This window comes from Marinobacter sp. LV10R510-11A (genome assembly GCF_900215155.1).
Lineage (GTDB): Bacteria > Pseudomonadota > Gammaproteobacteria > Pseudomonadales > Oleiphilaceae > Marinobacter.
This window is the reverse complement of record NZ_LT907980.1, coordinates 83,276-96,470: the sequence shown is the minus strand read 5'-3', so window position 1 is coordinate 96,470 and position 13,195 is coordinate 83,276. Positions and strand designations below refer to the sequence as shown.

13 protein-coding genes and 1 pseudogene are annotated in these 13,195 nt (G+C 53.5%); 6 read left to right on the top strand and 8 right to left on the bottom strand.

Annotated features, from left to right (window positions below; translation table 11 throughout):
* Positions 1 to 10 precede the first annotated feature (10 nt).
* Positions 11 to 199 (bottom strand): BrnT family toxin, encoded by a 189-nt coding sequence (locus tag CPH80_RS00520; RefSeq protein WP_197703584.1) that lies wholly within the window; start codon positions 197 to 199, stop codon positions 11 to 13.
* Positions 200 to 593: 394 nt separating this feature from the next.
* Here CPH80_RS00520 and CPH80_RS23100 point away from each other — a divergent pair.
* Positions 594 to 776, top strand: a pseudogene (locus tag CPH80_RS23100) (RES domain-containing protein); the annotation flags it as partial.
* A gap of 125 nt (positions 777 to 901) precedes the next feature.
* Here CPH80_RS23100 and CPH80_RS00510 read toward each other — a convergent pair.
* From CPH80_RS00510 to CPH80_RS00495, 4 genes are all read right to left on the bottom strand, one after another.
* Positions 902 to 1,402, bottom strand: coding sequence for a hypothetical protein (locus CPH80_RS00510; protein ID WP_096275136.1), 501 nt, complete (start codon positions 1,400 to 1,402; stop codon positions 902 to 904).
* A complete protein-coding gene (locus CPH80_RS00505) occupies positions 1,395 to 2,615 on the bottom strand; it encodes an AAA family ATPase (protein ID WP_096275135.1) in 1,221 nt (406 codons plus the stop codon). Before CPH80_RS00505 ends, CPH80_RS00510 begins: the two co-directional genes overlap by 8 nt.
* A 147-nt stretch (positions 2,616 to 2,762) precedes the next feature.
* The gene (locus tag CPH80_RS00500; RefSeq protein WP_157746823.1) at positions 2,763 to 3,062 is read right to left on the bottom strand and encodes a type II toxin-antitoxin system RelE/ParE family toxin; all 300 of its coding nucleotides are present in this window, start codon (positions 3,060 to 3,062) and stop codon (positions 2,763 to 2,765) included.
* Positions 3,043 to 3,291 carry a CopG family ribbon-helix-helix protein gene (locus CPH80_RS00495; RefSeq protein ID WP_096275134.1) on the bottom strand — a complete coding sequence of 83 codons (249 nt, stop codon included), beginning with the start codon at positions 3,289 to 3,291 and terminating at the stop codon, positions 3,043 to 3,045. Before CPH80_RS00495 ends, CPH80_RS00500 begins: the two co-directional genes overlap by 20 nt.
* Before the next feature lie 159 nt (positions 3,292 to 3,450).
* Between CPH80_RS00495 and CPH80_RS00490 the strand changes: the two genes are divergently transcribed.
* Positions 3,451 to 3,843 (top strand): zinc-ribbon domain-containing protein, encoded by a 393-nt coding sequence (locus tag CPH80_RS00490; protein ID WP_096275133.1) that lies wholly within the window; start codon positions 3,451 to 3,453, stop codon positions 3,841 to 3,843.
* Positions 3,844 to 3,856: 13 nt separating this feature from the next.
* Here CPH80_RS00490 and CPH80_RS00485 read toward each other — a convergent pair whose 3' ends face one another.
* Positions 3,857 to 5,188, bottom strand: coding sequence for a transposase (locus tag CPH80_RS00485; RefSeq protein ID WP_197703583.1), 1,332 nt, complete (start codon positions 5,186 to 5,188; stop codon positions 3,857 to 3,859).
* Positions 5,189 to 5,219: 31 nt separating this feature from the next.
* On the opposite strand from CPH80_RS00485, the gene tnpA reads away from it, so the two are divergent.
* Positions 5,220 to 5,657, top strand: coding sequence for an IS200/IS605 family transposase (gene tnpA, locus CPH80_RS00480; RefSeq protein ID WP_096275131.1), 438 nt, complete (start codon positions 5,220 to 5,222; stop codon positions 5,655 to 5,657).
* Between the two features lie 145 nt (positions 5,658 to 5,802).
* Here the strand turns inward: tnpA and CPH80_RS00475 are convergent, their stop codons facing one another.
* Both CPH80_RS00475 and CPH80_RS21455 read right to left on the bottom strand, forming a co-directional pair.
* A complete protein-coding gene (locus CPH80_RS00475) occupies positions 5,803 to 6,300 on the bottom strand; it encodes a hypothetical protein (protein ID WP_096275130.1) in 498 nt (165 codons plus the stop codon).
* A gap of 26 nt (positions 6,301 to 6,326) precedes the next feature.
* Complete coding sequence (locus CPH80_RS21455; protein WP_157746821.1) at positions 6,327 to 6,482, bottom strand: DUF4172 domain-containing protein; 156 nt, start codon at positions 6,480 to 6,482, stop codon at positions 6,327 to 6,329.
* 1,303 nt (positions 6,483 to 7,785) lie between these two features.
* Between CPH80_RS21455 and CPH80_RS00465 the strand changes: the two genes are divergently transcribed.
* The 3 genes from CPH80_RS00465 to CPH80_RS00455 are packed head-to-tail and all read left to right on the top strand — an operon-like array spanning position 7,786 to position 13,193.
* A complete protein-coding gene (locus CPH80_RS00465; protein WP_096275128.1) occupies positions 7,786 to 8,370 on the top strand; it encodes a hypothetical protein in 585 nt (194 codons plus the stop codon).
* A gap of 10 nt (positions 8,371 to 8,380) precedes the next feature.
* Positions 8,381 to 10,900: a hypothetical protein gene (locus tag CPH80_RS00460; protein WP_096275127.1), complete on the top strand. Its 2,520-nt coding sequence runs from the start codon at positions 8,381 to 8,383 to the stop codon at positions 10,898 to 10,900.
* On the top strand, positions 10,887 to 13,193 hold the full coding sequence (locus tag CPH80_RS00455; RefSeq protein ID WP_157746819.1) for a tyrosine-type recombinase/integrase: 2,307 nt from the start codon (positions 10,887 to 10,889) through the stop codon (positions 13,191 to 13,193). Before CPH80_RS00460 ends, CPH80_RS00455 begins: the two co-directional genes overlap by 14 nt.
* Positions 13,194 to 13,195: the final 2 nt, after the last annotated feature.

Genomic DNA, 13,195 nt, shown 5'->3' with positions numbered 1-13,195 from the left:
TCTGCTTATTTCAATAAGTAAAACGAACAGTTAAAATACCTGAATTTTCTTGATTTAAACCAAAACAAAAATAACGTTTTTCATCTTGGCTATGCACAGCATCTTCGGCGATAACACGTCGCTCATCCTTGAATGCATGCTGAGCATCGTAAAACGATACGCCGTGCTTTTCTTGATTTTCGAGGTTCTTCCCACTCAAAGTTTGATTTGGCCATAAGGAAATTATAACGATAGTATGGGCATATAGCCATACTCGATTTGTGTTTTTATGCTAACGAGATTCTTGGCGGCATCTCCAGAAGCACCCTTGCCAAGTATCAAAAGCTGCCCTACACCAAGCTCTCTCGTGACACGCTGGAGCGCATCATTCCCAGCCACTACCCTCCGATCGACCTCTTCGAACGTGTCTACGATACCCCCGAAGAGCTGGCCATCGCTTTTGAGATCAAGGCCATGACCAATGACCACCTGCTCGATGAAGCTGGGGATTTGCAGTTTGTCGCCCCGGAAGACCGTTTAGTGGGTCCGGGCTCAAGCCCGGTGATGACTACTCCGCCGGCCAAGCTTTTGCCGCTTCGTGTCGTGCTAACGAATCTGACGGACTACTCTACAACTCATTTCGCCGCCCGGGTTACGAGTGCCTTGCCGCATTCAGGCCTATTGCTCTATGTGCTCCCGTGCAAAGCGAGAACCTGAGATACTTTTGGGATGGGAACAAACGAAGAATCACCCACTGGGCAAAGATTTCCGATGCCCACGAAGTTCCACATCTGTAGTGGTCTTCTAAAGCATCCTGACTTCTGTGTTAACTCAAAATCAGTTGGTTCATGCTTTGGTTGGCACTGATGATGGTTCAAGTGCAACGACGTATCCGAGACTGGAGGTCAGCCTAGAAGAAAGTTCAGAAATACTCCCGCAAATCCGGAACCTTGCGGGTAGCTTCAGACTCTAATACTTCATTCACACGAATACCATGCTGGTTTTCCAGCTTTTCTCTCGCGGGTTTTGACAACATTCCATTGGTTACAATAAACGCCATTTCTTTCAGCTGCCCTGGGCCAGACTGCTCCAGGTTCTGCTTAAAATGCTGGTATTCCACCCGATTCTTTCTTGTGTAGGCCAATTGTTCAAAGGCATGAACGATGTCGCCGGCGCCCTTGAGTTCTACCAACGCCGCTACTTTCTTACCGTGACCTTTGAACAGATACAGTGCGTCGCACTTCGTATGATTGTCCGTCAATACACAGCCATCCATTACCATCGCCTTGGCTTCCTCGCCGCGCCTGAGGCTCAGCGTCACTTTCTTGCCTTTCTCTTCAAGGCTAAGTTCCGACTGGCAAACTGGGTAGTGGTTATCCATACGCAAGCATTCGCAGCGCTGGTACGGACTAACATCAATCATCCTTTTGATCCCACTCAATATCACGCATTTTGTCGTAAAGCATATTAATTTCGTTAAAGTACTGCAGCAGCGTGTTATCTATTAAACCAGTCTCCGCATCAATAAGTGATTGGCTGTTACTGCTTTGCATCCGGTATGCCCGCACATCGCTCGCTGCCAGAGGAAGTACGCGGTCTATCTCATCGTCACCGGTTAAAGCAAGGCCAAGCTGTTGGCGTTTCAAGTGGTTATTCAGCGTTTCAACAACAAAAGGACTGTGGGTCGTCAATATAAACTGCGTGTTAGAGAATGTGCGCAATAAATCTCCCAACACTCGCCGCTGCCAGGATGGGTGAAGGTGCAGGTCCACCTCATCAATCATCACTATCGCTTCCGCCGTAAGGGGGTCATCCAGGTGCGGGTTGGCCAGGCCCATTCTTATGCTTAGATCAATCACCAGGCCCAGCAAAGTTTTGTAGCCGTCACTCAACTGCATTAGGTCCAGCGTTTCGCCGCTAATGGTTACCGCAAACCGTAACGGGTTCACTTCGATATGGGGATTGCTAATGTCCGGAAATATCGAATGGATTGCGGTACGAACGGCATCCAGCTCTTTCAGCGTGACATCAAAGCTACGCTTTTCTTTTTGTAGGCGGTGTTCTTCGTTTTCCTTGTTATAAAACCAAATGAAGGCAGATTTGAAGCTGCTTTGCGCCTCAAGTGCCTGCTTTAGAGCTTCCATTCGCGTATGGGATTTCGGAAAGCCTTTGCGGCGCAGCGGTACCTGCAATACCGCCCGGCTAACACCGTAATAAGCCATCATAGGCAACTCGTATTCTTCGCCCGCATTGAGTCTATCTATAACGTTATGGTCCAGATAGGCTTCCAAGGCCTTTAAACCAATCGATGCTGATGTGGCTTTCGCTGTGGCTTTGCTCCTGTCTCGACGCTTTATTCTGTCCCATTTCAGGCCATCTTCCGTTGTGAGCGCTATCCGAGCATAAGGCGCTGCAACATTATCGACTTGACGAATATCGCCATTTTCTTTGAACGTTATCCCCGCCACCGCAGGCAAGTGGGTGAGTGCCGCCCCCAAACCAATAGCAATACCATCCAGCACAGAGGTTTTACCGCTTCCGTTGTTGCCCAGAAGAACTGTGAGGCGGCTGCCAAACTGAACGTCCAGTCGTTCGCAGGCGCGGAAATTTTCGAGGGTGAAGTATTTGAGTTTCATAGCATTCTGTGTTGTGTGAGCAGTACCGCATCATGAACTACTTGGGTTGGGTTGCCAACCAGGCGGCAGCGCAACCCAACAAAAGCATGACCCACAAACAACAACCACACCGCCCGAACCAACCCGTCAGACCCTGTCTGGAACACATTATTCAGACTGACGGCCACTGCTGGAAGTCATGTGAAGAACGCGCAGGATTTGAATGCAATTCGCGCGCGTATCTTCCCGGTAGATCACGATAAATGGCAAACCATCAATAACCAGCTCTCGCGTACTCTTTAACCTTCCCTGACGTCCGGCGCCGGGATGATCGGGCAAGATCAGATAAACGCTATCGATGATGTCCATCACCACATCGATAGCAACCAGGGAGCTGTTTTCATTGGCAATATACGCTTCAATCTTTTCCAAATCGATGTCGGCAAGATCAGTCCATTTGAGCCGCACGTCTGGCCTCCCATTTGGCCTTGATATCGCTATGGCTGACCAGTCGCCCTTCATCGGCCGACTTCACGCCTTGCTCCACTTCACGAATAAACCATTCTTCTCGTGCAACATATTGCTTGATGGCTTCCGCCATCAACCACGCGCGCGGCCTATCCATTGCTTCAGCCATTTGACCCACTCTCGCTAACGTTTTGTCATCAAGTCGTACGGATGTCGCTTTTAAGCTCATATTAATTCTCCGAGGTTCTCCAAGAACCTAAAATATAGACTATGCTCGAATCAAAGTCACTTGCGATCCAAAAGCTACCGCCCGACAAAACGCTCAACCAGCTCCTTCATTGCTCGGGTACTTCCACCCAGCTGGCTTACCTTTGCAAAAAAGGAGTCTATGTCTTACGAATTGATTACCGCCGCGTCGGTTCACCGGAGAAAGGCGACCGCTCGCGGGAAAAAAACGTTTGCTGAAAAATACCCAACCAAACGTGCCACTCGATGTCTTCATCCTGGTGCCAAGACGCTGCAACTGAACGACATCCTGCCAGGTTCAAAGCTGTATTTTGAGTGGATCTGCGAAACAAATCCTGACCATTTCTGGCCTACAACCGCCAATAACAGAAGCCGATATGGCTGCCCTCACTGTTATGAGGAAAATCGATCAGAGAAAGTCAGGGCGGGCAAAACGAATCCCAACAACCTCCTAATGGATAGATTTCCAAAGCATTTTTCCCAGCTCATCTCCGCATTTAACAAACAAAACCTCACAAACGTCGACGGCCTGTGAATACTCCCCCTCATCATGCTGGGCATTGATAAGGGGCTTCAGACTCTCGTGGCCAAAGCGTTGAGAGTGTGACCGGCATTCTCGGTTTACCGGAGGAGCTTCTGTCTCCCAGTAACTGCCCGTCTTTGCAGCGGGTCAGTGTATGCTTCCAGGCCCAGTATCGGGCCCCAATGTTGTAGCTGGCGTTCAGGTCAGCGTTGTATCGTTTGCCAGTGGAAAAGGTAGCCTGGGTCGCATTGCTTTTGTCGCGGCGGAGTTTACCGCTACCATCAAAAGCCCAGGACGATGTTCCGCGGGCGTAGACGTGAGCCACTCGACCTCCAGCCTCGACAAACTTCTCCTCGGTCAGTGTTGCCAGGCTGCGATGCAGCCAGCCGTGGAAGCGTTGTCGTAACGGGGAGCGTTTCCTTCCGGCCTTGGGTCGCCAGCCCTTCAGATCTTCGAACACAATGACGTCGGCCCCGTGGGCCAGCGCAAATGTCACCAGCTCTTTCGAGGTAATCTGTGCGATCTGTTTATTGATGTTCCCGATTTTCCGGTAAACCCCTTTGCAGAACCCTTTTGACAGGTTTCCGGTTTTACGGGCCTTCTTGCTGATCAGCCGGCTGCGCTTATCACGACGGTCTATGTCCGCGGCGGGGTGCAGAAATCTGCGCGCCACGACAGTGCCGTTGGAGGTGATAATGCTGGCGGTGGCTAACGTATTGATTCCGACGTCCACCGAGCAAACTCGTTTCTCATCGGGCAATCGTACTCGTCGAATCTCGACGGGCACCGATAGGTGGCAATGACCTCTGGCGAGAATCAGCGCCGGTGATTTGGTTTTACCCTGCAAATGCCGCTGGCGGACAGATTTGACCGACATTTTATGCCAAAGCCACTCACGGCCATCCCATAGCTTGATGTCAACGGACTTGCAGTCCTCATCAAACCTGACCATCTGACCGCGATACAGGCTTGGATAGCATCCAGAGTCTGGGGTGAACATGGGTGGCCTGGCGTCGGCCCGCCGGCGATCGCCGTCGAGCCACTGGCCGTAGCGGGTCAAATAGCTGGACACCTGACCTTTGACGAACTCGATGGCCGCCCGGCGCAGGTAGCTTGGGAATTTATAGAACCGTTTTGAGAAGTAGGTGTGCCGCGGGGAAGGATTCTTTGCAGTTGGATGAATCAACCGCTCGACCGCTGCCGAAAAGCTCTGCGCCTGGCACAGTGCGGGCCAGTTGTTGAGCACCACGATCGATAACGCACGACAATAAGACCGATATGCCACCTGCGTCAGTCGGACGTAGTCCAGCTGCTGCTGAGTGGTTTGCAAGGGCCATTTATCGGTGCGTATAATCACGTTTCTCATAAATTATATAATAGGTGATCTTTTGGAAGATGCAACCCTGAAAACGACGAACCACAGCGCTTACAGGATTTATTTTCATTTGGTACTTTCAATGAAGTATCGGCATAAATGCCTGTCTTCCGGGATGCTGGACCGACTCGAAGAAATCATGACCGACACCCTCGCAAAATGGGGATGCCAGTGCATAGAGTTTGGCGGGGAGGCGGATCACGTCCATTTGCTGATTGAGGTCCACCCCACAATTAAACCATCGGATCTGGTGAAAAACGTGAAATCCGTATCCGCCAGGAGAATGCGAAAAGAATATTCCCAGGCATTGGCGCCTTATTACTGGAAGCCTTACTTTTGGAGCCCCGCCTACGCCCTTATTAGCGTTGGCGGCCGAGCAAACATCCAAACACTTCTCCGTTATATTCAGAACCAGGATAAACCCGGCCAGCTGGGCCAGCCGCTTAACTAGCGCATGACGCTGCGCGTTCAAACGTAGGATGCGCGGCTCACTTTGCTCAAACGACCTCTTTAAAGAGCCTGATATAGAAAACTCTGAGCAATCTCGATGTGCAAACTATCGTTCAGCGCTATTAATGGACGTCGCTGTCGGAGCGCTATCTGGATAAACTCCGAATTCTAGAACAGACGGTCTTGAGCACCTTTTCGGTCGGGTTGTCCAACACATAGTCGCGGATAGATTGCCCCGGAAACTCCGCAAACAGATGTGACTTGCGCTGAAACCAATCGAAAGCGAGCTTTTCTTGCCCTGAAGGTGTGGCTTCCACCAAGCCTCTATAGATTCCAAGCAATAGACCTAGTCGTCTTATAGACCCTTCAGGTACGAGCTCTATTTCAGAGAGCCATGCATGAATGTTTTGTACCGATTTTGCCCCTGTCAGCTTTTGAACGTCCTGAATGCTCAAACCAAACTGTTGCTGATTTTCGATAATCCAGCGCAAAGCCACAACGCCATGCTGATTCGTAAGCTGTATTTCGAGGTGTTCAGGAGGTGTCATTTCATTAGCCAAGGGATTGGCCAACTCATCAGCGTGAGCTGTATGTGCGTCGAGGCCTTTGAGCAACTCCTCTTCGGTGATGCGCTTAAAGCTCATGTATTCCTCCAGAACATTCTTTTAACCTAGCATAACCTGCGTACATCCTCGCGATTCAGCACCTCCCCCTCAATCACACTGGTTTCAATCGCAGCGCTGACCAGAAGATCCAACTTCGCTTCGCGACCGAGGCTTGTTGACACCACCGCTAACGGCTCAATTGAAACTGGGGCCAACCACATCCGCATTTTCCTCGAAACCAGTCTGCACGGACTGACGACCACTCAGGTTTGAGGCGGACATCTTCCTAAGAAAAGCATCCAATCCATCCGCTACTGCCATTGATTTCAGATCTGCATCCGATGCGCCATACTGATCTGAAACAACCATCCTGATTTCAAAAATCAGCGGTATAACGAACAAAACAAATAACATTGATGCAGCCGTCGCAGAATTTAATAAAAATATTCGATGTCTTTCTCGACCGCAATGGAATATCACAAAAATCAGGGAAGAGGTTCTGCGAGTTTCACAACAGACAGAGGGATTCCTCCCCACTCAAAAACAGCTTAAATCGATAGGCCTTCGAGGGCTTGTTAACGCTATATATAGGCTAGATCTCAACAATCCATCGTTGGAGCGGTTATGTAATTTATCCCGGCGCCCAGATTTACCAACGCCTCCAGTTCCACCCCACAAGAAAAAACAACATTAGAAATTTCTGTAAAAATCGAGGCCTCGCCTCCAGATCACTCCTACCTCACCGAGCATGGCAAACTTTTATACTCCCGCGGCCTGTACAAGCCAAAGCCGCGCCTTTTGTCTTTGCCAACTGCCGAAATGTCGTTGATAAAAATGACGATCACCAAACCAAAATATGTTAATCCACTTTATTGTAGAAACCGTCCGGGTTCCGGGAAACGCTATAATCCCTGCCCCGCAGACAATCCAGGTTTTCCTAGAAGGAGTAGACGTAACGACGACACACTACATCAACAACATCATCCAAAACAAAGGGTTGCAATGCCGCATTATTTCCATATATAGTAATTGAAGTCGGTTTTAATATTCGACTACCACGCAGTGGAGCTGGCAACTGCGTGATCAATGAGCGTCATTAGGCGTTTCTCAGGAGCAGCAATATAGTATGAGGTCCACCCTCAGGGTTCGGATCCAACAGTTCAGAAAAGCGGCGTTACCAACCCCGCTAACCCGCTCTGACCAGGCAAATGCCTCTCCCCGTCAGAGTGTGAATTCAAGTGATACCCCGCCCGGGCCCCATATTTTTTGATGGGTCTCCCCGTGTGTGTGCGTTTCCCAACCCATACGAATCGAGGCGTCGGCAAATCGCCACGCCCAAGGCCAGACATCACCGTTTTTCGGTGTGTCTCCGCCTGTCCCGAATCGCCTGAATAAGGGCATCCAAAAATGTTATCCAAATTGCATTGAGCCTCTCGTGTTTGTTGCCACCACGTGGAGGTTTGCTCCGGCTTGGCCGGGCTTATCCCATTTGCTGTGGCAACGGCATTAAAAGAGATTCAGGTCATGCGAAAACACCAACTGCAATTGGCCCAGTATTACTGGGCCGCGGTCAGCATCGAGCCGACCCTGCTCAAACGACTACTTCAGTTGAGCCAACTGATGGGTCCAACGGGGACCATCCAACAGCTCGACACACCGGTACGCCTCCTCACCCTGCCGGTCATCTACCGAACGGACGACAGGCAGCATGAGGTGCTCAACGCCCCGCAGGTGTCTATGAGCAACAACCTCAGCCGACTGCACCCGCAGAGCCGGGTATTGGTCTGCCGACTCATAGAGCCAGCGGCTCTCCCGATGGCCAGGTTGTATTACCAGATCCTGGAACCCGCCCGACTTTTCGGTGAGATCGACCCGCTCATTCACGCCGCGTTCGCAGAGACCCACGACACTGCGTTGCTGAGAGACCACGTTTTGAGGGTGCGCCCCAACCAGCCCATAACCACCAAACAACTGGTGGAGCTGTGCGGGAGGCGGGTTGAAAAATCCACCATCAATAACCGCAAAAAGATTCTGGGCTATACAAACCCCGCTCGGGGCTGCAAGGCCAAGAAGTTCAAAGAACTCAGCAACGATAGCCATGCGAATTAAAGGAAAAAATATGGAAAAGGATCAGAAACAGGATACGCCCGCGACGCTTCTGCCGGCTGAGGTCATTGAGGATTGGAACCGGCGTCTACAGGCCGCGGGGTGCAGCGAGCAACACCGGTCCGAGCTGAAAGCTCTCATCGAACATACACTCCCCCACCCCAGCGGCACGAGTATTGCGCTGTGTGCAACTGCGTATACGGCATTGTGCAAAAACAAACCCGCAGTTAGCCCCAGTAAAGCCGTAATTTCCTCGATTCTGGCGCAACTCAAACGGGCCGGTCAGCTGGAGACATCAAACCGCTATGTTCAGTCACATCCGGTGGCCGCAGCCATCAAAAAAATGACCGACGCAGCGTCTAGACTTCAGGTTGAACCGGATCGCTGGCTGAGTTTTTTCCTCGGCCTATGCCAGCGGGCACGATATCACCCCGAGCGTCTGAGTCCTGGGGTGTATTATCAGCACACCTATTATGCGCGGGACGTCACGATTTTTGTGCTGCGCTCTCAGACGGTCTTAGCCGATTATTCCGTGGCCGAGGCATGCTCGAAGCTGCAAACCTGGTTCGAACACGCTGAGCAAACCAACGAGCCGTTACCGATCCCGATTGCCAGCGTCAACAACCTCGATGAAAAGGTGAGCGTCCTCAACCGCCTGCTCGATGAGACGTTGACGTTTGGCGTGCCGTCTGTGAAGCGCAACCAGCAGGAGACGACCGACGAATCCAGTGACAAGGTCCGGCCCTCCAAGCGCAAATCAACCCCGGCCAACCCGCTGCCCAAAGAAATCACCGACCTAAAAGCGTCCCCGCCACGGGAGAAAATTCCTCGGCGCCAGTCACTGGCCTACGCGCTGGGTGAGGCAAACGACGACCCACCCCAGCTACCCACACAACCGGCGCAACGTTCCGCCTCGGCAGAGCCGGAGGCGCGCGTGGACAGCGAGGAGATTGAGACAGTCAGAATCGACGCACCGCCGGAGTTTTCGCCCTCCGAGCGCCGCAAACGTTATGGGAACTTGCTCAACGTTCAGGCGGGCCAGAACGCACTCAGCCGCAGTGACATGCAGCGGTTTTCTCGCCGGCAGCTCTCCACCTGGTTGGAACAATTTGTCGAGGAAGAGCCATTAACAGCGTGTTTTTTGCTCCTGACCTGGAGCCTGGGCATGGCGCCAGAACGGCTCGCGGTATTGCGTGTGGGCACCGGCGCACCGATCGAAAATGAGGACATCGTGCTCAATCCCATCACCCACCGGCTAACCTATCGAGTTCTGAATCTGGGCGCCACACCTGACCTACAGAATACGGTGGGCAGTACCGAGCTGCCGGCTAACCACCTCATGCAGCTGGTTCTGCCTGCCGGCCTGGTTGAGCTGATTGCCTCCTCTGGCAACGAGAAACCATTCCAGGCGCAGGAAAAACGTTACCGGGAACTGCGAAAAAACATCAAAAAACGCTTTGGTGCCAACCCCTGCACGCTCAAACAATGGGCAGCCAGCGCGGTGTCGTTCCAGGCCGAGCGTCTGAATACTCTGGAGGCGGCTACCCTGCGCGGCTCCACGGGGTTCAACGAGATTGCCTCAAGCGCGTACCGCACCCACGAACTTGCCGTTCTGAATGCAAAATTTGCCGAGTGTTTGGTTGCTCTGCGCGACTATTGGGACGCCGAGGGCCTGATGACCGGCCCGGGGACGGAGGCGTTCGCCGACCTCGCCGTCATCGGTGTATGTCCCGAGGGCACTCTCGGCTCTATTCGCTACGCCTCACCCGAGGCACTGGCACCGGTGGTCTACGCCATCCGCAACGCGATCAAACAGACCCACCAACGGTTGAACACCCCCTACAAGACCAAACCAGTCCGCGATCTGCTGGCGCTCATCAACCTGCAGCAACTCAATTACTTTCTAGCTCTGCAGCTGCACACGCTCGGTCGGGCGCTCAACAATAAAACCACGATTGGCTTCAGCCCAGAGGGCCTCTGGGTGTCCGATAAAGCGTCTCACCGCTATCGCGAGCGCAAACTGATTTGCGCGATCTCGCCAGAGGATATGAAGAAACAACGTGGGTTGTTACTGACTCAGCGCGAGCAGTGCCGCGACGCTCTGGACCAACTGACCGAGCTGGCTCGCACACTGGGCCTGGACGTCCAGCTCGCCGAGCCGGCCGTCGCGGATCTGCCCTGTTTCGTCGAGCTTTCCCGCTCCAAAAAGGTCGTCAAGATCGTCCGCCTGACACCGGGCCGGTGGCAGCGGGCCATCGATGAGCTTGGACTGGGCGAGGTCTGGACCATGGCAGGCAACGTGTTTCGGCATCTGGCCTCCACCGAGCTCTCAGCCTCGCTGAGCGATGCGGTGGTCGATGAAGTTTTAGGGCACAAACATCCCGGACGGGACTGGTGGGGGTCGGAGAGCGCCGGCAGCTTCACGCAGCTGACCGTTATGACACCAATTATCGAGGACTGGGCCCAGCGGATGGGTCTGCGAGTAGTCACATTGGATGAGCGGGTTTTCGGAGGGTTTTATGATTTATCCTGAGAGCGTTATCGGCGTAGCCCCGGCATTCTGGGAGCGCACCCACGTCGACCTCAAACGGGCAACCCTGGAGGCGGTGATCAACGAGGCCGGTGACACCGATGCGATCACCCCTGGCCAGTGCAAAAAATGCCTGAGACAGATTCATGCGCAAATTAACGGTAACCGCCCCGGCGGGCTCACCGATTCCCAGCACAGTGTGGTCTGCCGGGCACTGGAGAAAATCAACCAAACCGGTCTGATCCGCTGCGCCATGCCACCCGCGCCGGTAAAAGCCACGCGCCCCAGCGTACTGCCTGACAACGAGCGGCAATGGGAAGCTCAAGGTATTGCACGAGCCTACCTGCAGGACACCCACCCCGCCCTGGTCAAACCCAAAACCGCCGAGACCGCGGCGCTATCGCTGGTTTACGGCCTGGTCGAGGTCGGCTATGGCCTAGAGCCGGCCATCAGCATTGTCAGCCGGCTGCGCCAGGGCGATCTAGCTCCCAACCAGAACCGAATACTGCGCACGCCGGTGCATTATCTGGAGACCGGCAACTACGTGCATGAAACCGTACTACCCTCATGGCTGCGTAAACGGATCAAGCACGTGGCCAAATTCAACCTCAAATACAAACTTGTTGCCGGCCGCCGCCCCAATCAACAATGGGCAATACACGGCCTCGGGCCTGAGCCCACTACGGTAACGGATCAGAAACGCTATGAATGGCGATTTAATCAACTCAAAAAGGTACTCACTGAGCATCACACGGAGCGCTTCTCAGCTTGGGCGACTAACCAGCAACGCCCCGTGAACACGCTCATGCGTCGATTGCCGTATTTCAGCCGGGCCCTGCGGCTGAGAGCACTGACCCTGGGGATGGAGCCGGTGTTTTACCGGCAGCTGGAGAACCTGCCGCTGCCGGCCGATACCCCAGCGGGCCTCGCCGATTTTTTGGTGCCCTCCCTGGCCATTGGATACTGGCCGGCTACCCGCTCAGCAGTCATTACACCCAATCACTCACGTGCGCCCTGGGAAGCGCTGACCAACTTGACCGGCACTCCGCTGGCCGAACAGGATATCTGCGACACCGTCAGTGCAAGCTGGGCACAGGACGCCAAATTTTTATTGTGCGCGTTCACCACGGCGTTGACCAACCAGTTCGGGCCGGAACGGTTGACACCGGGTCAATTGAAACCGTTGGCAGCCATGCTCCCCCGGTATCTGAGCCAGGCAGAACAAATAGCGCCCCGCACCGGCGCTGCCTATATGGCGCTACTGTGGATTGGCACAAAACTTCATCACCGAGAAATTGCGGTGAGCACCGCCAAGGACTATCTCAGCCAGATCATCATCAACGGCGTACTAGAGTACGAATACGCTTTTGATTTTTCAGACTGGGACGATGAGGACGTGGAAAGCGTCCGGTTACGGGTGATGAACCGGCGCAAACTCTCTGACTCAACCCGCCAGAATCGGCAAGACCGACTGGGCCAGTTTTTGTCATTCTGTCAGGCCCATGGCCTGATGGAAGAAGCTACTCTGGAAAAAGAGAAACTGAACTACGCACTGACCAAAAGACGTAACCGTGTCTTGGGACTGGCTCAGTTCGATCAACTGCAATACACCCTCACCCACAGCGCGGAACCAGAGGCCCCATTGGTGACCACCCTGCTCACGCTGGGCTTCTACGGCGGGCTACGCTCTGGGGAAATGCTCGCGCTGGCGCTGGATGACATCGAAATCTGTGGCCCGGAGATCTACGTGTGGATCCGGCGGGGCAAAACACCGGCCGCGCGGCGCAAAATTCCACTGCACCTGCTCGCACCGCCAAGGGTATGCGAGCAGTTTTTGGCGTACCTCGACACCCGCCTGGCCGCAGCCCGAAAACACAAGTCAAACCCGAAAAAGGTGGCCTTTATCGGGCCCAACGGCCACGTGGAGGGATTCAAGCGTGAGGAGATTATTCCGGCGGTGATTGGGCTGCTGCGGTACTACGCGGGGCCGGAATACGACATGCACACCCTACGGCATGGTTTCGGGACCTGGCTGATGTTGCGAGCCTACGCGCTTAAATACCCGGAGTTCAAACATCAATTATTAGAGCAACAGCATGCGGCATTTAGCGACGAGGGAGAAAAACGGTTCACCCAGTTATTTCAGTGGAGTGAGGATCAACCGCTGAGGCAAGACCGGATCGATCTGTTCATCCACACCCGAAAATTGATGGGGCACAGCCATATCAGCGTTTTACTGCAGAACTACATGCACGGATTCGGCGTCATTCATCAGTTTTTGATGAGCAAAATGTAGGG

Bases quoted from the DNA above. Each gene is read 5' to 3' on its own strand.
- CPH80_RS00510 (WP_096275136.1), bottom strand. From the start codon at position 1,402: ATGATTGATGTTAGTCCGTACCAGCGCTGCGAATGCTTGCGTATGGAT.
- CPH80_RS00505 (WP_096275135.1), bottom strand. From the start codon at position 2,615: ATGAAACTCAAATACTTCACCCTCGAAAATTTCCGCGCCTGCGAACGA.
- CPH80_RS00495 (WP_096275134.1), bottom strand. From the start codon at position 3,291: ATGAGCTTAAAAGCGACATCCGTACGACTTGATGACAAAACGTTAGCG.
- CPH80_RS00490 (WP_096275133.1), top strand. From the start codon at position 3,451: ATGTCTTACGAATTGATTACCGCCGCGTCGGTTCACCGGAGAAAGGCG.
- CPH80_RS00475 (WP_096275130.1), bottom strand. From the start codon at position 6,300: ATGAGCTTTAAGCGCATCACCGAAGAGGAGTTGCTCAAAGGCCTCGAC.
- CPH80_RS21455 (WP_157746821.1), bottom strand. From the start codon at position 6,482: ATGTGGTTGGCCCCAGTTTCAATTGAGCCGTTAGCGGTGGTGTCAACA.
- CPH80_RS00465 (WP_096275128.1), top strand. From the start codon at position 7,786: ATGCGAAAACACCAACTGCAATTGGCCCAGTATTACTGGGCCGCGGTC.
- CPH80_RS00460 (WP_096275127.1), top strand. From the start codon at position 8,381: ATGGAAAAGGATCAGAAACAGGATACGCCCGCGACGCTTCTGCCGGCT.
- CPH80_RS00455 (WP_157746819.1), top strand. From the start codon at position 10,887: ATGATTTATCCTGAGAGCGTTATCGGCGTAGCCCCGGCATTCTGGGAG.